The organism is Rhodococcus rhodochrous, from assembly GCF_014854695.1.
Taxonomy (GTDB): domain Bacteria; phylum Actinomycetota; class Actinomycetes; order Mycobacteriales; family Mycobacteriaceae; genus Rhodococcus.
Map to the genome: position 1 here is coordinate 4,879,184 of NZ_CP027557.1, position 18,271 is coordinate 4,897,454.

The 18,271-nt window shown below is 67.2% G+C and carries 20 protein-coding genes; 7 read left to right on the forward strand and 13 right to left on the reverse strand.

Going from position 1 to position 18,271, the window contains the following annotated elements:
• Window positions 1-34: 34 nt before the first annotated feature.
• Both C6Y44_RS22235 and C6Y44_RS22240 read right to left on the reverse strand, forming a co-directional pair.
• Window positions 35-436 carry a cobalamin B12-binding domain-containing protein gene (locus C6Y44_RS22235; RefSeq protein WP_060650186.1) on the reverse strand — a complete coding sequence of 134 codons (402 nt, stop codon included), beginning with the start codon at window positions 434-436 and terminating at the stop codon, window positions 35-37.
• Window positions 436-2,013, reverse strand: a complete 1,578-nt coding sequence (locus tag C6Y44_RS22240; protein WP_225623657.1) for a methylmalonyl-CoA mutase family protein — start codon at window positions 2,011-2,013, stop codon at window positions 436-438. Before C6Y44_RS22240 ends, C6Y44_RS22235 begins: the two co-directional genes overlap by 1 nt.
• A gap of 86 nt (window positions 2,014-2,099) precedes the next feature.
• Between C6Y44_RS22240 and C6Y44_RS22245 the strand changes: the two genes are divergently transcribed.
• Entirely contained in the window at window positions 2,100-2,933 is an 834-nt protein-coding gene (locus tag C6Y44_RS22245; protein WP_159417395.1) for an SDR family oxidoreductase, read from the forward strand.
• Window positions 2,934-2,936: 3 nt separating this feature from the next.
• Here C6Y44_RS22245 and C6Y44_RS22250 read toward each other — a convergent pair whose 3' ends face one another.
• Window positions 2,937-3,818, reverse strand: a complete 882-nt coding sequence (locus C6Y44_RS22250) for a DMT family transporter (protein WP_159417394.1) — start codon at window positions 3,816-3,818, stop codon at window positions 2,937-2,939.
• Window positions 3,819-3,855: 37 nt separating this feature from the next.
• Between C6Y44_RS22250 and C6Y44_RS22255 the strand changes: the two genes are divergently transcribed.
• Entirely contained in the window at window positions 3,856-5,259 is a 1,404-nt protein-coding gene (locus C6Y44_RS22255) for an aminotransferase-like domain-containing protein (protein ID WP_159417393.1), read from the forward strand.
• Between the two features lie 13 nt (window positions 5,260-5,272).
• Here the strand turns inward: C6Y44_RS22255 and C6Y44_RS22260 are convergent, their stop codons facing one another.
• The 3 genes from C6Y44_RS22260 to fgd are packed head-to-tail and all read right to left on the reverse strand — an operon-like array spanning window position 5,273 to window position 8,253.
• The gene (locus tag C6Y44_RS22260) at window positions 5,273-5,572 is read right to left on the reverse strand and encodes a WhiB family transcriptional regulator (protein WP_120280549.1); all 300 of its coding nucleotides are present in this window, start codon (window positions 5,570-5,572) and stop codon (window positions 5,273-5,275) included.
• Between the two features lie 3 nt (window positions 5,573-5,575).
• Window positions 5,576-7,228, reverse strand: coding sequence for a glucose-6-phosphate isomerase (gene pgi / locus C6Y44_RS22265; RefSeq protein ID WP_120280550.1), 1,653 nt, complete (start codon window positions 7,226-7,228; stop codon window positions 5,576-5,578).
• Between the two features lie 20 nt (window positions 7,229-7,248).
• The gene (fgd, locus tag C6Y44_RS22270; RefSeq protein ID WP_159417392.1) at window positions 7,249-8,253 is read right to left on the reverse strand and encodes a glucose-6-phosphate dehydrogenase (coenzyme-F420); all 1,005 of its coding nucleotides are present in this window, start codon (window positions 8,251-8,253) and stop codon (window positions 7,249-7,251) included.
• Between the two features lie 205 nt (window positions 8,254-8,458).
• Between fgd and C6Y44_RS22275 the strand changes: the two genes are divergently transcribed.
• Genes C6Y44_RS22275 through C6Y44_RS22285 form a run of 3 tightly spaced genes read left to right on the forward strand, consistent with a single transcriptional unit; the run spans window position 8,459 to window position 10,082 of the window.
• Window positions 8,459-9,220: a DeoR/GlpR family DNA-binding transcription regulator gene (locus C6Y44_RS22275; RefSeq protein ID WP_159417391.1), complete on the forward strand. Its 762-nt coding sequence runs from the start codon at window positions 8,459-8,461 to the stop codon at window positions 9,218-9,220.
• A 31-nt stretch (window positions 9,221-9,251) separates the two neighbouring features.
• Entirely contained in the window at window positions 9,252-9,593 is a 342-nt protein-coding gene (locus tag C6Y44_RS22280; protein WP_060650177.1) for an ArsR/SmtB family transcription factor, read from the forward strand.
• Window positions 9,594-9,596: 3 nt separating this feature from the next.
• Window positions 9,597-10,082 carry an SRPBCC family protein gene (locus C6Y44_RS22285; protein ID WP_159417390.1) on the forward strand — a complete coding sequence of 162 codons (486 nt, stop codon included), beginning with the start codon at window positions 9,597-9,599 and terminating at the stop codon, window positions 10,080-10,082.
• A 64-nt stretch (window positions 10,083-10,146) separates the two neighbouring features.
• On the opposite strand, the gene C6Y44_RS22290 is transcribed toward C6Y44_RS22285, so the two are convergent.
• Window positions 10,147-11,088 (reverse strand): L,D-transpeptidase, encoded by a 942-nt coding sequence (locus C6Y44_RS22290; RefSeq protein WP_159417389.1) that lies wholly within the window; start codon window positions 11,086-11,088, stop codon window positions 10,147-10,149.
• Window positions 11,089-11,299: 211 nt separating this feature from the next.
• Window positions 11,300-11,929, reverse strand: coding sequence for a hypothetical protein (locus tag C6Y44_RS22295; protein WP_159417388.1), 630 nt, complete (start codon window positions 11,927-11,929; stop codon window positions 11,300-11,302).
• A 140-nt stretch (window positions 11,930-12,069) separates the two neighbouring features.
• On the opposite strand from C6Y44_RS22295, the gene C6Y44_RS22300 reads away from it, so the two are divergent.
• Together C6Y44_RS22300 and C6Y44_RS22305 are read left to right on the forward strand one after the other, a co-directional pair.
• A complete protein-coding gene (locus tag C6Y44_RS22300; RefSeq protein WP_159417387.1) occupies window positions 12,070-13,407 on the forward strand; it encodes a wax ester/triacylglycerol synthase domain-containing protein in 1,338 nt (445 codons plus the stop codon).
• Window positions 13,408-13,465: 58 nt separating this feature from the next.
• Window positions 13,466-13,903 (forward strand): PaaI family thioesterase, encoded by a 438-nt coding sequence (locus C6Y44_RS22305; protein ID WP_159417386.1) that lies wholly within the window; start codon window positions 13,466-13,468, stop codon window positions 13,901-13,903.
• Between the two features lie 23 nt (window positions 13,904-13,926).
• Here C6Y44_RS22305 and C6Y44_RS22310 read toward each other — a convergent pair whose 3' ends face one another.
• The 5 genes from C6Y44_RS22310 to C6Y44_RS22330 all read right to left on the reverse strand — a co-directional run bounded on the left by C6Y44_RS22310 (window position 13,927) and on the right by C6Y44_RS22330 (window position 18,228).
• Window positions 13,927-14,622, reverse strand: a complete 696-nt coding sequence (locus C6Y44_RS22310; protein WP_174246978.1) for a GAF and ANTAR domain-containing protein — start codon at window positions 14,620-14,622, stop codon at window positions 13,927-13,929.
• 171 nt (window positions 14,623-14,793) lie between these two features.
• The gene (locus C6Y44_RS22315; RefSeq protein WP_192378588.1) at window positions 14,794-15,765 is read right to left on the reverse strand and encodes an MsnO8 family LLM class oxidoreductase; all 972 of its coding nucleotides are present in this window, start codon (window positions 15,763-15,765) and stop codon (window positions 14,794-14,796) included.
• A gap of 48 nt (window positions 15,766-15,813) precedes the next feature.
• The gene (locus C6Y44_RS22320; RefSeq protein WP_225623658.1) at window positions 15,814-16,125 is read right to left on the reverse strand and encodes a hypothetical protein; all 312 of its coding nucleotides are present in this window, start codon (window positions 16,123-16,125) and stop codon (window positions 15,814-15,816) included.
• Between the two features lie 110 nt (window positions 16,126-16,235).
• The gene (locus C6Y44_RS22325; RefSeq protein ID WP_016693660.1) at window positions 16,236-16,523 is read right to left on the reverse strand and encodes a hypothetical protein; all 288 of its coding nucleotides are present in this window, start codon (window positions 16,521-16,523) and stop codon (window positions 16,236-16,238) included.
• Window positions 16,524-16,551: 28 nt separating this feature from the next.
• Window positions 16,552-18,228, reverse strand: coding sequence for an FAD-dependent oxidoreductase (locus tag C6Y44_RS22330; RefSeq protein ID WP_159417384.1), 1,677 nt, complete (start codon window positions 18,226-18,228; stop codon window positions 16,552-16,554).
• Between the last annotated feature and the right edge of the window lie 43 nt (window positions 18,229-18,271).

Sequence of the window (18,271 nt, forward strand, 5' to 3'; positions counted from 1 at the left end):
TTCCCGAACTCGATGATGTGGGTGTGTACCGGGCTCAGGACGCCTCGGACGTCCCGGTGAGCTTGCGGATCTCGGTGACGAGCACGTCCAGCGGTGTGCTCGTGGGGAACACCGCCGCGGCGCCGGCATCGAGCAGTTTCGGCACGTCGCCCTGCGGGATCGTTCCGCCGACGATGACGTCGATGTCACCGGCGTCCGCCGCGCGCAGGCCTTCGACGACCTTCGTGGTGAGGGCGACGTGGGCACCCGACAGGATGCTCAGTCCGACCACCGCGACGTCCTCCTGCACGGCGATCGAGACGATGTCCTCGACCTTCTGGCGAATGCCGGTGTAGACGACCTCGAAACCGGCGTCGCGCAGTGCACGCGCGACGATCTTCGCTCCGCGGTCGTGTCCGTCGAGTCCGGGCTTGGCGACGAGGATGCGGGCGGTCATCAGAACACCACCGGCTGCTGGAACTCGCCCCACACGTTCTTCAGTGCGGAGACCATCTCTCCCACCGTGCAATACGCGTTGGCGCAATCGATCAGGGCGTGCATGAGGTTGTCGGTTCCTTCCGCTGCGCGGGACAGGGCCGCGAGTGTGGTGCGCACCGCGTCGGGGTCGCGTTCGGCCTTGACCTTCGCGAGTCGCTTCAGCTGCATCTCGCGGCCTTCGGCGTCGAGTTCGTAGGTGGAGATCTCGGGTTGCGGCTCGTCGGAGGCGAACTTGTTCACACCGATCACCGGGCGGTCGCCGTTCTCGATCTCCTGGTGGATCTTGTAGGCCTCGTCGGCGATGAGGCCCTGCAGGTAGCCGTCCTCGATCGCGCGGACCATGCCGCCGTGCTTCTCGAGATCGGCCATGATCTCGACGATGCGCTCCTCGGTCGCGTCGGTGAGCGCTTCGACGAAGTACGAGCCCCCGAGGGGGTCGGCGACGCGGGTCACGCCGGTCTCGTAGGCGAGAATCTGCTGCGTACGGAGCGCGAGGGTCGCCGATTCCTCACTGGGCAGGGCGAACGGTTCGTCCCAGGCCGCGGTGAACATCGACTGCACGCCACCGAGCACCGAGGCCATGGCCTCGTAGGCGACGCGCACGAGGTTGTTCTGCGCCTGCGGCGCATACAGCGACGCTCCGCCGGCGACACATCCGAATCGGAACATCGACGCCTTGTCGGTGGTGGCGCCGTAGCGCTCGCGCACGATCGTCGCCCAACGGCGGCGGCCGGCACGGTATTTGGCGATCTCCTCGAAGAAGTCGCCGTGGGTGTAGAAGAAGAACGAGATCTGCGGGGCGAACTGGTCGATGGTCATCCGTCCGCGCTCGACCACCGTGTCGCAGTAGGTAACACCGTCGGCGAGGGTGAATGCCATCTCCTGCACAGCGTTCGCGCCGGCATCGCGGAAGTGGGCGCCGGCCACCGAGATCGCGTTGAAGCGCGGCACTTCCGCGGCGCAGAACTCGATGGTGTCGGCGATGAGACGGAGCGACGGTTCGGGTGGCCAGATCCACGTGCCGCGGGAGGCGTACTCCTTGAGGATGTCGTTCTGGATGGTGCCGGTGAGCTTTTCGCGCGGCACCCCCTTCTTCTCCGCGGCGGCGACGTAGAAGGCGAGCAGGATCGCGGCGGTGCCGTTGATGGTGAAGCTCGTGCTGATCTTGTCGAGTGGGATGCCGTCGAACAGCACTTCCGCATCGGCGAGGGTGTCGACGGCGACGCCGACGCGGCCCACCTCCTCACCGACCTCGGGGTCGTCGGAGTCGTAGCCGCACTGGGTCGGCAGGTCCAGCGCGACCGACAGTCCGGTTCCGCCCTGCTCGAGCAGGTAGCGGTAGCGGCGGTTGGACTCCTCCGCAGTACCGAACCCGGAGTACTGACGAAACGTCCACAACCGGCCCCGATAACCGTTGGGGAAGTTCCCGCGCGTGAAGGGGAAGCTTCCCGGCGCCGGCGGTTCGGCAGCGCGGTCGCCCGGCCCGTAGACAGGCTCGAGCGGTATACCCGACGAGGTTTCTGCGAAGTCGTTCACGCCGGATACATTACTTGCAGAAAAAGAGAATGCCAATATCATTGCGGAGAACAGAGCTGGACAATCGAAGGCGACCAGGGAGAACGATGTCGAGTCAGAATGCCCTCAGCGACCGCACCATGGTCATCTCCGGCGCGAGCCGCGGTATCGGACTGGCCATCGCGGTCGCCGCCGCCCGTCGGGGCGCGAACGTGGTGCTCCTGGCGAAGACCGCCGAACCCCACCCGAAACTGAAGGGGACGGTGCACACCGCCGTCGCCGACATCGAGGCCGCCGGCGGCAAGGCCGTCGCGGTGGTGGGCGACGTCCGGAAGGAGGACGACGTCCAGCGGGCCGTCGACACGGCGGTCGAGCGGTTCGGCGGCGTGGACATCTGCGTCAACAACGCCAGCGCCATCGCCACCGAACCCACCGAATCCCTCTCGGTGAAGAAGTACGACCTGATGCAGGAGATCAACTGCCGCGGAACGTTCCTGCTCTCCAAGGCGGCGCTACCGCACCTGCGGGAGTCGTCCAATCCGCACATCCTCACCATCGCCCCGCCGGTCAACATGAACCCGCACTGGCTCGGCGTGCACCCCTCGTACACACTGTCGAAGTACGGAATGTCGCTGCTCACCCTGGGATTCGCGGCCGAATACGCCGACGCCGGCGTCGCGGCGAACTGCCTGTGGCCCGAGACCTACATCGCAACCTCCGCCGTGGCCAACACCCCCGACGGTGAAGCGCTGATCGCCGCCTCCCGTAGCCCGGAGATCATGGCCGACGCCGCCGTCGAGATCCTCTCGCGACCGGCGAAGGAGACCACTGGGCAGTGCTTCGTCGACGCCGACGTCCTGGCCGAGGCCGGGGTAACGGACCTGTCGCGGTACGGCGGCGGCGACAACCCGCGCTGGGACTTCTTCCTCGACAAGGACTGACGTTCAGTTCCGACGGACGCGGACGGCGGTGCCGGCACACAGCACGACGACGGCACCGCCCGCCACCACCGCCCAGGTCAACGGTTCTCCCAGCAGCCAGGCGGCCCAGCCGACCGTCATGATCGGCTGGGTCAGTTGCACCTGCCCGACCCGCGCCATCGGCCCGATCGCCAGGCCTCGGTACCACGCGAAGAACCCGAGGAACATGCTGACGATACCGAGATACGCGAACGACGCCCAGTGCGTCACCCCGCCCTGCGGCAGTCCGTCGGCGAACGAGACGAGGGTGAGCGTCACCATCAGTGGCGACCCCAGCACCAGCGCCCACGAGATCGTCTGCCACGCACCGATCTCCCGCGACAGCAGTCCGCCTTCCGCGTAGCCGAACGCCGCGGCGACCACCGCACCGAGCAACAGCAGATCGGCTCGACCGAATCCTGCGACACCTCCGCCACGCAGGCCCGCGAGGGCCATGACGGCGACCGTCCCCGCACCCGCAGCCACCCAGAACGGAATCGGCGGCCGTTCGTGGGCCCGCAGCACCGCGACCACCGCGGTCGCGGCGGGAAGGATCGCGATGACGATCGCGCTGTGGTTCGCCGGTGCCGTGGTCAGGGCGTACGAGGTGAGCATCGGAAATCCGATCACTACTCCACCCGTGACGACGGCGATCCTGCGCCATTGATGTCCGTTCGGGAGTCGTTGTCCCGTGAGGGCAAGTGCGAGAGCGGCGAGGACCGCCGCGACGACCGCGCGGCCGGCGGCGACGAACAGCGGTGACATCGCTCCACTTTCGACGGCGATGCGGGTGAGCGGCACGGTCAGGGAGAAACCTGCGACGCCGAGCAGACCCCAGGCGAGCCCGCGAGGATCGGGCGATAGCACTGGCCGGTCGGATACGATAGCGCTACTCTTTGCTCTCATGTCGAACAGTAGCAGTTCCCAGCTCGTTGCGGAACTGACCCGATGGGTCGCCACCGCCGCACCCGGCGCCCGGTTGCCGTCGACGAGGTCGCTCGTCGCGCAGTACGGCGTCAGCCCCGTCACGGTGCAGAAGGCACTGAAGACACTCCAGACCCGAGGTCTCGTGGAGAGCCGCACCGGAGTCGGTACCTTCGTGCGGCAGATCCGCACGTCGAACACGATCGATCACAGCTGGCAGACGGAAGCGCTCGGAACGGCACCGCCGCTCCCCCGTGCCTCCGCCGCCCTGCGCACCGTGCCGAACGACGTGATCACGCTCCACTCCGGCTACCCCGATCGCACATTGCTCCCCGAACGCCTTGTCCGCGGAGCATATTCACGCGCGTCCCGCAGCGATGCCGCCGTCGGACGGACACCGGCGGCGGGACTTCCCGAACTGCAGGCGTGGTTCGCCGCGGAACTGGCGGAAGCGACGAATGCGCGCACCGCTCCGCCGTCCGCGGGGGACGTGATCATCACCCCCGGCAGCCAGAGCGGACTCGGGTCGATCTTCCGCGCGCTCGTCGGCGCCGGCAATCCCCTCGTCGTGGAGTCACCGACCTATTGGGGTGCGATCCTCGCGGCCACGAAGGCGGGTGTGCAGCTCGTCCCGGTTTCCAGCGGACCCAACGGACCCGATCCCGACGAACTGGCCCGCGCCTTCGACCGGACCCGGGCGCGCGCCTTCTACGCGCAACCGAACTTCGCGAATCCCAGCGGGGCGCAATGGTCGTCGTCGACCGGTGATCGGGTCCTCGACGTCGTGCGCGATGCGGGAGCATTCGTCATCGAGGACGACTGGGCCCACGACTTCGGGATCTCGACCGAGTCCGTTCCGCTCTTCGCACGCGACGACTCCGGCCACGTCGTCTACGTCCGCTCGCTGACCAAGAGTGTCGCGCCGTCGGTGCGGGTCGCGGCGATCGTCGCGCGAGGACCCGCTCGCGAACGCATCCTCGCCGACGTGCAGGCCGAATCCGTCTATGTGAGCGGCGTTCTCCAGACGGTCGCGCTCGACGTCGTCACCCAGCCGGCATGGCAGACCCATCTGCGAGCCGTTCGGCGCGAGCTCGAATCGCGCCGCAACCTCCTCGCGAGCGAACTTCGTGAACTTGCGCCGGATGTGAATGTCGACGGATTACCGCCCGGTGGGCTCAACCTGTGGGGCAGACTCCCGGACGACGTCGACGCCCAGGCCGTCGCGCGCGACTGCGAGGCTGCCGGGGTGCTCGTCGCGGCGGGCGACGAATGGTTTCCGGCGGAGCCCACCGGCCAGTACCTCCGTCTCAACTTCGCCGGCCCGAACCCGGCGGCCTTCCGGGAGGCCGCCCGGGTCATCGGACGGGTCGTCTCCGGCGGGTGAGAACGGTCGGATGTCACCGGCTCGTGCGGCGCCGGTGGGCCCTCCTCACCCGAGTGCGTTCGTCCTCCGTGAGGCCGCCCCAGATTCCGTAGCGTTCACCGGAATCGAGGGCGTACTGAAGGCACTTCTCCCGCACCGGACAACGAGCGCAGACCTTCTTGGCCGAGGCCATGCGGTTCTCCCTCGCGTCGCCCCGCTCGTTGTCCGGGTGGAAGAACAACGAGCCGTCCGCGTCGCGACAAGCCGCATCCATCTGCCAATCCCATTCCTCGGCAACGGGAGGCGGCAGATAGAGCAACTTCAGCGCGGGCATGTCCTACCTCCCTCCGACGCGCAGGTTGCGGTAGATCTCGATCAGGTGATCGGTCGACGCGTCCCCGGTATCGGGGGTGCCCTCACCGGCGAGCACCGTCTGCAGGGCGGTGGCCTGGGTCTTGCCGAGCTCGACACCCCACTGGTCGAACGAATCGATCCCCCAGATCACTCCTTGGACGAAGGTCTGGTGTTCGTAGAAGGCGATGATCTGCCCGACCACCGAGGGGGTCAGTTCCGGGGCGAGGATCGTCGTCGACGGCCGATCCCCGGGCATGACCTTGTGCGCCACCAGTGCCTCGTCGACGCCTTCGGCACGCACCTCGTCGGCATCACGGCCGAAGGCCAACACCTTGGCTTGGGCGAACATGTTCGCCAGCAACAGCACCTGCATGCTGGTGGTGCCGTCGCGGGCCGGTAGATCATCGCCGGAGCGGGCGAGGCCGAGGAAGTCGACGGGGACGATCTCGGTGCCCTGGTGCAGCAACTGGAAGAAGGCATGCTGACCGTTGGTACCGGGTTCGCCCCAGAACACCTCCCCGGTCGGACACGAGACGGCGGTGCCGTCGGCGCGCACGGACTTGCCGTTCGATTCCATGGTCAGCTGCTGCAGATAGGCCGGCAACCGCGCCAGATCCTGCGCATACGGCACCACCGCCCGGGAGCGGTGGCCGAGGACGCTCGCGTTCCACACCCCGATCAACCCCGCCAGCAGCGGCGCGTTCTGCGCCGGCTGCGCGGTGGCGAAGTGGGTGTCGATGGCGTGCATGCCGGCGAGGAACTCGCCGAACCGCTCGCGGCCGATGGCGCACATCACCGCCAGCCCGATCGCCGAACCGACCGAATAGCGCCCACCGACCCAGTCCCAGAACTCGAACATGTTCGCCGGGTCGATGCCGAACTCGACCACCCGCTCCGTATGGGTCGAGACGGCGACGAAATGTTTCGCGACCGCGTCTTCGCCGAGGGCGTCGACGAGCCAGCGGCGGGCGGCGGTGGCGTTGGAGAGGGTTTCGAGGGTGGAAAACGTCTTCGACGCGACGATGAACAAGGTGGTGGCCGGGTCCAGATCGGCCAGTGCCGCGGTCAGATCCGCCGGGTCGACGTTGGAGACGAACCGCGCCGCCGGCCCGTCGTGGAAGCGCCGTAGTGCGCGGGTGACCATGGCCGGACCCAGATCGGAACCACCGATGCCGATGTTGACCACCGTGGCGATCGGCTGCCCGGTGGCGCCGCGCCAGTCGCCGCTGCGGAGGCGGTCGGTGAATTCGCCCATCCGGTCGAGCACGGCATGAACGTCGGCGACGACATCGACCCCGTCGACCACCAGCGCCGCGTCGCGCGGCAGGCGCAGGGCGGTGTGCAGCACCGCGCGGTCCTCGGTGACGTTGATGTGCGCACCGGAGAGCATCGCCTCCCGGGCCGCGGCCACACCCGTCTGCTCCGCCAGCTGGAGGAGCAATTCGAGAGTGCGACCGGTGAGGCGTTGTTTGCTGAAGTCGACCACCAGATCCCCGGCGTGCGCGGTCAACGCCTGCGCCCGCTGCGGCTCGATCGCAAACAACTCCCGCAGGGACACCGCGGCGATCTCGTCCCGGTGGGCATCGAGGGCTCGCCAGGCCTCCGTGGTCGTCACATCCTGTGTTTCCGTATCCATGTTTCTGCCAACGCCTTTCGTCACGCCAGTGCGCGCAGGCGGGGGGCGAGGTCGCGTTCGAACAGTTCCAGGAACCGCTTCTGATCATGACCCGGCGCGTGGAACACCAGATGATTCAACCCCGCATCGACATACGCCTTGACCTGCTCGACCGCCTCGTCCGGATCCGACGCCACGATCCACCGCTTGGCGACCTGCTCGATCGGCAACGCATCGGCCGCCGCCTCCATCTCCATCGGATCGTCGATGGAATGCTTCTGCTCCGGCGTCAACGACAACGGTGCCCAGAACCGGGTGTTCTCCAACGCCTTGCCCGGATCGGTGTCGTACGAGATCTTGATCTCGATCATCTTGTCGATCTGCGCCACATCCCGCTCCGCCTTCCCGGCACCCTCCGCCACGGCCGGCAGGAGTTTGTCGGTGTAGAGCTCCATGCCCTTACCCGAGGTGCAGATGAACCCGTCCCCGGCGCGTCCGGCATAGCGGGCCACGACCGGGCCACCGGCGGCGACATAGACCGGAATACCGTCCTCGGGCACGTCGTAGATCGACGCCCCCTTCGTCGTGTAGTACTCGCCCTCGAAATCCACCCGGTCCCCACGCCACAACTCGCGCATCAACCGCACCGACTCCCGAAGACGGGCGAAGCGTTCCTTGAACTCCGGCCACTGGCCCGCATAACCGGTGGCGATCTCGTTGAGCGCCTCACCGGTGCCGACACCGAGGAAGATCCGCCCCGGATACAGACACCCCATCGTCGCGAAGGCCTGCGCGATCACCGCCGGGTTGTACCGGAACGTCGGCGTGAGCACACTCGTGCCGAGCTGCAGGCGTTCGGTGCGCTCGCCGACGGCGGTCATCCACGCCAACGAGAACGGGGCGTGCCCACCGTTGTGCCGCCACGGCTGGAAATGATCCGACACCGTCGCCGAATCCATCCCGTGCGCCTCGGCGAGCACCCCCAGCTCGACCAGCTCGCGCGGGCCGAACTGCTCCGCCGACGCCTTGTATCCCAACTTCAGCATTACCGTGCAACCTCCGAACAACGTGGTGCCAGCGAAACGATCACGCACAATCGCGCAAATCCTGCACGAAATCATGCACACTGAGCGCAGACAGTGTCAATATCCACGCAAAGGTGTGTCGCCCGTGCGTTATGGTCGTGCACCGACCCCGACCACGGCGTCCGAGTACCCAGAAATTCGAGTGCCCAGAGCCCTAGGAGCAACCGTGTCCGCGACCGCACGGCGACGTGAGATCTTCCACCGAATCCTCGCCGACGGATATGTCGATGCGAAGACCCTCTCGGCCGATCTCGGCGTCGATGCGTCCACGATCCGTCGCGATCTCGATTCGCTCGCCCGCGAAGGGAAGGTCGAGCGCACACACGGGGGCGCCCGAGCGGTCGAGGGCGCGGGTCACGAGGTGCCGTACGCCCTCAAGAAGGACGTGCGCCGCGAGGAGAAGACGGCGATCGCGGCGGTAGCGGCCGCCATGGTGTCCGACGGCGACAGCGTGGTGCTCGACAGCGGATCCACGACCTACGAGGTGGCCGTGGCACTGCGCCACAAGGCGTCGCTGACGATCCTCACGAACGACCTGCGTATCGCGAAGTATGTTGCGGCATTTCCCGACGTCCGGCTTCTCGTGTCCGGAGGCGAGCTCCTCGGTTCGGTGTACACCCTGGTCGGCGACCATGCCGTGCAGTTCCTCTCGGACTACTCCGCCGACTGGGCGTTCCTCGGTGCCGACGCCGTGCACCCCACCGCCGGCATCACCAACACCAACACGCTGGAGATCCCGATCAAGCGGGCGATGATCCGGTCGGCCGAGAGGACGATCGTCGTGACGGATCATTCGAAGTTCGGAGAGCGCGCACTCGCCCGCGTGGCGACTCTCGACGAGATCACCTCCATCGTCACCGACGACGGTCTCGACGAGGAGCATCGCGCAGCCTACGGCGACCGGCTCGTCATCGCTCCGAAGTCTTGACATACAACCATTCGGTTGTACATTTGGAGATGTGAGCGGAGACGACGAGGACCGGGCCGACGCCCTGTTCCACGCGCTCTCCGACCGGACCCGGCGCGACATCATGCGACGCGTCCTGGCCGGGGAACACTCGGTGTCCGCTCTCGCAGCGAACTACGACATGTCCTTCGCTGCAGTGCAGAAACACGTCGCCGTGCTGGAGAAGGCCGGCCTGCTCGTGAAGCGACGCAGCGGTCGCGAACAGTTGGCCAGTGGTGACGTGACGGCAGTGCGGTCGGTGGCGTCCATGCTCACCGAGCTGGAGCAGGTCTGGCGCGGACGCATCGCGCGCATCGACGAACTCATCGCATCCGAATCCTTCGAGGAAGGCTGAGAAATGCCTGTAACCGACGTCCGGCACGACCCCGACAAGCTGACTCTGACCATCACAGCCGAGTTCGCCGCCCCGGTGGCCCGCATCTGGCAGGTCTACGCCGATCCCCGTCAGCTGGGGAAGGTCTCGGGACCCCCGACCTTCCCCGCGACGGTGGTCGACCACAATCTGAAGCCCGGCACCCGTACCACCTACTTCATGACCGGTCCCGATGGCGAGAAGTACGCCGGCTACTGGGACATCACGGCCGTCGACGAACCGGCGAGTTTCTCGTTCCTCGACGGTTTCGCAGAGCCGGACTTCACCCCGAAACCGGAACTGCCCGTCTCCGACAACGTCTTCACCTTCGCCGAGCACGAAGGCGGCACGCGCGCAACCTATGTCAGTACCTACCAGAGCGCCGAGGCGCTCCAGCAGGTACTGGACATGGGGGCGGTCGAGGGCGCCTCGTCCGCCATCAACCAGATCGACGAACTGGTGGCTGCCTAGCAGCACCGAAAGGCCGACGATTCAGTTGCCCAACGGAATCGAAGATTCCAGTCGCCCAACGGAATCAGAGATTCCAGTCACCGAGACCGTCCCAGCCGTTGAGGGTTCCGCCGGCGGTGTTCTGCACGATCACCGGGTCGCCCTTCTTGGCGTTCTCGTAGAACCACTTGCCGTCCTCGGTGCTCACATTGAGGCAACCGTGGCTGACGTTGGTGTTGCCCTGCGCGCCGACCGACCACGGAGCGGCGTGGAGGAAGATGCCGCTGTTGGACATCCGCGTCGCGTACTCGACGTAGGTGCGGTACCCCTCGGGGCTGTCGACCGGAACTCCGTAGGTCGATGAATCCATGTACATGTCGCGGTACTTCTCACCGACGATGTACGTGCCGTTGGGAGTGTCGTGGCCGGGCTTACCGAAGGACGTCGGCATGGTGCGGACGACCTCCCCGTTGCGGGTCACGGTGATGGTCTTGGTGTTGTTGTCGGCGACCGTCACCAGAGCGTCGCCGATGGTGAACGACGACTGTGTGTCGCCGGCCTTCACGGTCACCGCGGTGTTCGCGGGCCAGAACTCGAACGGCTTCCAGCGGACCTGTGTGTTCGACGCCCAGTAGAAGTGCCCGTCGACGGGCGGCTGCGTGGTGATCCGGATGGCGCGTTCGGCGGCTGCACGATCTCCGACGGCCTCGTTGAAGCGGATGATGATCGGCTGCGCGACACCCACCGTCTCCCCGTTCGACGGATTGACGGACGGAGCGGAGAACGGGGCGGCCGGCTCGGGAGCGAGCTGGGGCGGAAGCTGCGGCGGCGTCACTCCGGGCGGCGTGAGGCCTTCGATCAGCTCCTGGACGCTCGGCACCTCCGGCCCACCGGGCCACAACGGTGCCGCGCTCGCAGGACCGGCGGTGGCGAGTGCCACGGCGGCTGCGCCCACAAGAGCAGCACCGACCCGCGCAGATCGGCGGCCCGTGCGGCGACGGTTCGACAAAGCTCGCTTTTCGAACATTCCACAACCCATCGTTCAGCGGTGCGCCGCGCCTTATTTCCCCTGCGCGGCGTGCTCGTACCCGTTCATTAGATACAGGACGGTTACGGACGGGCAATTCGAATGCGGGCCGTCCCGGCGTTTCCCCAGGTCAGCGAACCGGGTGGTCTCTTACGAATGCAGACGGCCACGGCGCGGGTGAACGGATATCACCCGCGCCGCGGACCGGCGGTCACACCATTTCCGGGACGTCCAGGTGTGCGATGGCGAGCTCGAATTCACCGGTATCGAGCACCCTGGCGCCTGCCGCCCGAATCACCTCGGAGCCGATGTCGTCGCGGTGCGCTCTGGTGCGGTCCATCGCTTCGGCACTGTCGAACGTCAACGAGGTCACCCCGCGACCACTGGCACGGTCGAGCATCAGGCTGGCGCTGCAGAACCCCTCGAGTTCCTCCATCCTGGGGAGCGCGGCCATCTTCCACATGTCCACACCGCGATCCACCTGGTCGGGATCGATGTCGGCCCAGGTGACGCTGCAGCAGGACCCGCGGGTCGCATGGTGGTCGCGGTGCATGACCGCGATCTCCCAATTGGCCACGTCCGTGGTGGCGTGGAACATCCGGGCCGCCTCGTCCCGGAGCATGCGTGCCATGCCTTCGCTGGAGCGCAGCGCGTCCCCGTCCCGCCAGGAACTGGTGGCGATGCATCGGCCCGAACCGCGGTCGATCAGCAGGGACAGTCCCATGCAACCGTCGATGTCTGCCAGGGCAGGCATCACGATGTCGCGTACGTGCTTGATCCCGGCGTCGATGTACGACGGATGAGCATGAATTGTGGTGGAGCGTGCAAACACGATCGGCACCCCTCTCCTCAGGGCGGCGCCGACACGGCGTCGCCGGTCGTTTCGGCGCGACCCCCCACCCGAAACCACCCGTGTTCACACTGCTCCCCTACTCGGCCGTAAGCAATAGACGACCGGTCTGCGTCTGCCATCCTCGAAGGGTGGCGGCGTCGAGCGGTATCGACCGCATCGGTCCCGGCGACCTGACCGAACTCGTCTCGGACGTGGGACGGGCACCTCTGAATGTCGGTGCTGCGATCTTCTTCGCCGATGAGAACCTGCGTGATCCGACGACACTGATGGCGGTGCTCACCGAACGACTCGTCGGGATCCGCCGGCTGCGGCAATGCCTGATCGAGCCGGCGCTCGGGCTCGGACGTCCCTACTGGATCGACGACGACCACTTCGACGTCGATGCCCACTTCTCACAGGTGCGCTGCCCCGCTCCCTGCGACAGGGACGCCGCACTGACGCTCGCCGTGGACGCGGTCATCCGTCCGCTGTCTCGATCCCGACCGTTGTGGCGCGCGGTTCTCGTCACCGACATCGCGGACCCGAACGGGCACACGGCGTTGGTGATGGTGCTGCACCACGTCCTGGCCGACGGGATCGGTGGTCTGGCGATCCTGGCACATCTCGTCGACGGCGTGGACAGCTCATCGCCCCTGCGCGAACAGCGCAGATCCGGGCAACCGGGTGCGCGAGAACTTCTCTACGACAACGCGATCGGTCGTCTGCACATGCTCCGTCGGGCACCGCGGGCCATCGCACGCCTTCCTGCCGCGTGGGCGGAACTCGGGCGAGGTGCCGGCGGACGTGCCCCGCGCTGCTCGCTCAACGCGCCCACCGGTGTTCGTCGTGCGGTCGGGACCGTCGAGGTGAAGCTGGACACCGTCCGCCGAGCGGGACGTCGATGGGACGCGACGGTCGACGACGTGCTGCTGGTCGCGGTCGGTGGTGCCCTCGGCACGATTCTGCACAGGCGCGGCGAGTTCCCGCCCGAGCTGGTGATCTCGGTACCGATCTCCGCCCGCACCGCCGACACGAGTGGGCAGCTGGGTAACCGCGTCGGTGTCATGCCCGTCCGGGTACCGCTGGACGGGACCCCGGAGGACCGGCTGGTAGCCGTCTCCCGCGCCACCCGGCTACAGAAGACGAACGTGCGAGGGTTGTCCGCCGAGCTGCTGGGTCCGGTCTTCCGCGCGCTCGCGGCCGCGGGGATGTTCCGTCGGTTCGTGGACCGGCAGCGCCGGGTCAATTCTTTCCTGTCCGACCTGCCGGGACCGCCGTCGACGATCACCGTGGCCGGCGCACCCGTCACGTCGATCGTGCCGTTGATCGTCAGCACGGGAAACGTCGCTGTCGCCTTCGCCGCACTGTCGTATGCCGGCACGCTGACGGTGGTGGTCGTCGTCGATCCCGACGTCGCCCCCGAGGTCCGCGAGGTCGCAGAGGCCGTGCGAGAACAGTTCCGCTCGATCGTCGCCTCCGCACAGTGACCGCGGGTCGCTCCGATGTGACGGTCGGGAACCGAGGAGCGGAGTACCTTTGCTGTGCATGTCGGAGGAGATCGCCGAGATCCGCACCCTCGCCGATGCCCGGAAGGTGTTGGCATCGCAACCGTTCAGCGTCCTGATCGGAGCTCGTCTGACCGAATACGAGCGCGGCCGGGCCGTACTGGAGATACCTCTCAGGGAGGAACTGCTCCAGCAGTTCGGTTTCGCGCACGGCGGGGTTCTGGCCTATGCGGCCGACAATGCGCTCACGTTCGCCGCAGGCACGGCCCTCGGACCCTCGATCGTGACGACCGGCATGAGCCTCGACTACCTGCGGCCTGCCGGGGGCACGCTTCTACGCGCGGTCGCCACCGTCGTCAGCACCAGTCGCAGGAAGGCGTTGTGTCGTTGTGAGATCTACGCCCTCGCGGAGGACGGCGTGGAGAAACTGTGTGCCGCCGCGCAAGGAAGCGCTCGCGTGATCGACCTGAACGGATGAGCGACGGAACCACCGCATGAAGGTCAGTCGGGTTGGGGTCCGAGTTCGACGATGCGGGCGGCGATCGTCGCCACCGGCACATTCGATTCCTGCGACAAGGCGACCATCATCGCGAAGGCACGATCGGCGTCCACGGCGAAACGTTCCATGAGCATGCCCTTGGCCTGGCCTATGAGATCCCGAGACGCGATCGCCGAGTGCAATTGCATCTGCCGACGACCCGAGACGAAAGCGATCGCGGCGTGGGCTGCGAGCACCTCCCCGATGTGAATCGCGGCCTCGTCGAAGGCATTCGGTTCGGCGGAGAACAAGTTCAGCGCTCCGGCCTGCATGTCGTGGGTATAGAGCCGGAACGACACGACGCTGCGTACCCCGGCTTCGACGGCTGCAGGCGTGAACATGGGCCAGCGCGACTCGGTGGCCAGATCGTCACTGCGGGTGAACACCGTGTCGACAGCGGAATCGACGCACGGCCCTTCCCCGACCCGGGCCTGCAATGCATCGATCTGTGGCGGCAACTGTGACGTCGCTGCGTGCGATTCGAACTTTCCGCGACCGGTGATGACGAGGACGTCGGCGCTGTCGGTGCCGGGAATCAGTTCCACGGCGGCGGTCGTGATCCGTTGCAGAGTCGTGTCGAGATCCGTACCCGCACCGTCGAAGGACCGCGCGAGCTCGGCCATCGTGCGGCTCAGACGGTCGGGGTTCAGGTCGGACATGAGGCACACCTTCCGAAAGGTCGGTGCGCTCGTCGGCGGCACCGATGACAGTAGAAGCATCGGCACCGTCACAGCGACACCGAGGTACGGGACCACCAGCCTATCCGCGTGATCGGTCCGGACAAGGGCTCAGCGGCACATGCAGAGACGCTCAATACCTCGATACGGCGTTCAGCCGAGGCCGAAGATCCTGGCCAGGCGCATATCGGAGTCGTACAAAGCGTCGGTGTCGAAGGTGGAGGCGGAACTGAGCACCTCGTTCGCGCCGGTGGAGGCGATCAGCTTCTCGAGCCCCTCGGCCACCTGATCCTCGGTTCCGGCCAGCGAACCCTTTGCGGTCTCGTCGACGATGCGGCGCCGACGCTCGGTCATCGGCTGCCGGCGGATCTCCTCGACCGGGGACAGCGGCGGGAACGCACCCGCTTCGCGCGAGACGGCCATCGCCCAGGCCTCCGGAAGCTGCAACTCCCGAGCTTCGGCTTCGGTGTCGGCGATGAGGATGTCGAGCCCGACGACCACATAGGGCTCCGCGCCGGGTGTGCCCGGGCGGAAGTCGGCGCGATAACGGTCGAACGGTTCCGATCCCTGCCGCAGAAGAGGCCCGGCGACGACGACGGGCAACCCGAGACGCGCTGCCAGTCGCATGCCCTGCCGCGTGCCGAGGACGAAGATCGGAGGTGGCTCGGACAGTCGAGGGCGCACCGTCAGTTCGGCGGTGCCGTGTAGATAGCCGCGCAGTTCCTCGATGTCGGCGGCGAAGTCGTCCGCGTCGGCCTTGTGGGTACGCAGCGCATCGCGCACGGGTGCGGTGAATCCGAGGGAACGACCGACACCCAGATCGATTCGTCCGGGGTGCATCGCTTCGAGCATCGCGAACTGTTCGGCGACGACGATCGGTTGGTGATTGGGCAGCATCACCCCACCCGAGCCCACCCGGATCCGGCTCGTCCGATCCGCGATCGCACCGATGAGCAGCGGCGGAGCACCCGACGCGATGCCCGGGACGGCATGGTGTTCGGCCACCCAGAAGCGGTGGTAACCGGCTGCCTCGGCGAGTTCGGCGCGACGCAGGGTCTGCCGCAATGCGGCAGCGTCCGGCTGCCCCTCCCGGGTCCGGGAGCGGTCCAGCAACGACAACGCCACCTGCACGGTCGTCTCAACACCACAACCGTCGCGGATCTTCCCTGCGGGTCAGGGATCTTCGGGCCCCCAGGCGCGACCGGCTGCGATCCAGTCCCCGTGGAAGTGGAGTTGCCCGTGCTCCGAGGCCTTCTGCGCCGCGGCGACACCGTGCGCATCGGCGACGTACAGCAGGAGGTTGGCAATGGCGTTTCCGACAACGACGACCTGGTCGCGGGGATCGCTCGCTCGGATCGCCACCTCGGCGAGTGCGCGCCCGGCACCGATGGCCCCCGCCAGGGACTGGTGCTGGAGCTGGGTGCAGCCGGGACGACCGCAGGACAGACACAGGTCCGATACGTGATCACCCGTCGGAGTCCTCATGTCATTTCCTGCCGAAACATAAAGCCAATTATGTCCGATTTCGTTTCGGTGCCGAATGGGAGGTGCCGACGTACTCGACAATGCCACTCCGAGCGGCAAGGTCGAACTGTTCACGGCCGCGGGTTCTTCCGGGTCCACCGCGGCCGGTCGCTGCGGGTGGCCGCCGTGCAGCGACGACACGGGACGACTCCGTGCTCGCCCAGTTCCGCCAGGTACAACGCGTCGCTCCACGGCACGTGCGGAAAGCGATCGAGGCGGGCGCGGGAGAGCGGCACCCCGCACAGGGTCTGGTTGGTGCCGGGCGTCCATGCGTGGGTGTCGCCGGACGGGTAGCGGATCCCGTCGGTATCGGTCCATCGGCCCGACGCAGCGACTGCCGGGCTGGTGTGCTGAGCCATGGGTCCGGGTTCCCGCTACCGGGAGGGATTACTCGATACGGGATGCTGCGAGCATCTCCTCGATCGAGACGAACTTCAGGCGCGAGCGTCCCGCCGCCGAACCGCGGGCCTTCTCCTGCTTGTCGATCTGCAGCCAGCCCCGGTAGTCGATGTGCTCCGGGCGCCGCTCGGCCACCAAGGTGGCGAGCTTCTCCCGATCGGCGACCGGCTCGGGCAGCTTGCCCTCGACGAAATCGTCGAGGATCTTCTCGACGGTTTCGGCCGAGCACTGCTTGTTGGTGCCGATCACCCCGCTGGGACCGCGCTTGATCCAGCCGGCGGTGTAGACACCGGGCACCGGCGCCCCGGTCTCGGCGTCGATCACCCGGCCGCCCTCGTTCGGGATGACCCCGCGCCGCTCATCGAAGGGCAGCCCGGCCGGCGCGGTGCCGCGGTAGCCGATCGAGCGCAGCACCAATCCCGCTTCGAGGGTTTCGGTCTGCCCGGTCGGGCGGGCCTCGAGACGGCCGTCGACCTCGACGAGTTCGTTGCGTTCGAGCGTGATCGACTCGACCACACCGTCGCCGGAGATCTCCACCGGCGAGGCGAGATAGCGCAGCACGATCCGCTTGTTGCCCTCGGTGGGGGTGCGCTGCGCGAAGCCCTCGACCTGCCGCACCTTCAGCGCCAGACGGGGTTCGACCTCCGGATCGTCGATCAGCGCGCGGCTGACCGGGTCGAGTTCGACCTCGACCGGATCGACGACCACATCGACACCCGGCAACGAGCCGAGCGCGAGCAGTTCCGGGTTGGTGTAGGCGGCCTGCGCCGGACCGCGCCGACCCACCACCACGACCTCCCGGATGTTCGACGTGCGCAGCGCCTCGAGCGCGTGCTCGGCGATGTCGGTGCGCGCGAGATCCTCCGGGTCCATCACCAGCGCCCGCGCGACGTCCAAGGCGACGTTGCCGTTGCCGATGATCACCGCACGCTCGGCCGACAGGTCGAAGGTGCGGTCGGCGAAATCCGGGTGCCCGTTGTACCAGGCGACGAACTCGGTGGCGGCGTGGCTGCCCGCGAGGTCCTCCCCGGGGATGTTCAGTGTGCGATCACTCGCGGCGCCGACGGCGTAGATCACCGCGTGATGGTGCGCGAGCAGTTCCTCGTGGGTGATGTGGGTGCCGACCTCGACGTTGAAATAGCACTGGGTGTTCTTGTGGCCGATGGCGCTGCGGAAGACGTCCCCGATCCCCTTGGTGCTCTGGTGATCGGGGGCCACACCGGCACGCACCAGCCCGTAGGGGGTGGGCAGGCGATCGAAGATGTCGACCTGCACCGCCGAGTGCGTCACCAGATCCATCGCGGCATAGCACGCGGCCGGACCGGATCCGACGATCGCGACCCGCAAGGTGCCCAGCTCGGCGGGCAGCTTGCGACGGGTCCGCAGCTCGGGCCAGTCCGGCCCGATCGGATACCGCCGGTAGTACTCGGCGTTGATCTCCAGATAGGGTTCCTGCGCCGGGGTCAGTTCGTTGTCGGCGGCGATCGCGTCGACCGGGCACTCGTCGACACACGCCCCGCAGTCGATGCACGTGTCCGGATCGATGTACAGCATCTCCGTCGTCGCGAAGGGAGCCTCGTCGGGCGTCGGGTGGATGCAGTTGACCGGGCAGACCTCGACACACGAGACGTCGTTGCAACACGCCTGGGTGATTACATAAGCCACAGTTCTACCTGCCTACAGTGCCGATCTCGGACAACGAACGGGC

What these genes read in the sequence shown, in the direction of transcription:
- C6Y44_RS22235 (WP_060650186.1), bottom strand. Translation starts at nt 436, where the DNA reads ATGACCGCCCGCATCCTCGTCGCCAAGCCCGGACTCGACGGACACGAC.
- C6Y44_RS22245 (WP_159417395.1), top strand. Translation starts at nt 2,100, where the DNA reads ATGTCGAGTCAGAATGCCCTCAGCGACCGCACCATGGTCATCTCCGGC.
- C6Y44_RS22255 (WP_159417393.1), top strand. Translation starts at nt 3,856, where the DNA reads ATGTCGAACAGTAGCAGTTCCCAGCTCGTTGCGGAACTGACCCGATGG.
- C6Y44_RS22260 (WP_120280549.1), bottom strand. Translation starts at nt 5,572, where the DNA reads ATGCCCGCGCTGAAGTTGCTCTATCTGCCGCCTCCCGTTGCCGAGGAA.
- pgi (WP_120280550.1), bottom strand. Translation starts at nt 7,228, where the DNA reads ATGGATACGGAAACACAGGATGTGACGACCACGGAGGCCTGGCGAGCC.
- fgd (WP_159417392.1), bottom strand. Translation starts at nt 8,253, where the DNA reads ATGCTGAAGTTGGGATACAAGGCGTCGGCGGAGCAGTTCGGCCCGCGC.
- C6Y44_RS22285 (WP_159417390.1), top strand. Translation starts at nt 9,597, where the DNA reads ATGCCTGTAACCGACGTCCGGCACGACCCCGACAAGCTGACTCTGACC.
- C6Y44_RS22290 (WP_159417389.1), bottom strand. Translation starts at nt 11,088, where the DNA reads ATGTTCGAAAAGCGAGCTTTGTCGAACCGTCGCCGCACGGGCCGCCGA.
- C6Y44_RS22305 (WP_159417386.1), top strand. Translation starts at nt 13,466, where the DNA reads ATGTCGGAGGAGATCGCCGAGATCCGCACCCTCGCCGATGCCCGGAAG.
- C6Y44_RS22310 (WP_174246978.1), bottom strand. Translation starts at nt 14,622, where the DNA reads ATGTCCGACCTGAACCCCGACCGTCTGAGCCGCACGATGGCCGAGCTC.
- C6Y44_RS22320 (WP_225623658.1), bottom strand. Translation starts at nt 16,125, where the DNA reads ATGAGGACTCCGACGGGTGATCACGTATCGGACCTGTGTCTGTCCTGC.
- C6Y44_RS22325 (WP_016693660.1), bottom strand. Translation starts at nt 16,523, where the DNA reads ATGGCTCAGCACACCAGCCCGGCAGTCGCTGCGTCGGGCCGATGGACC.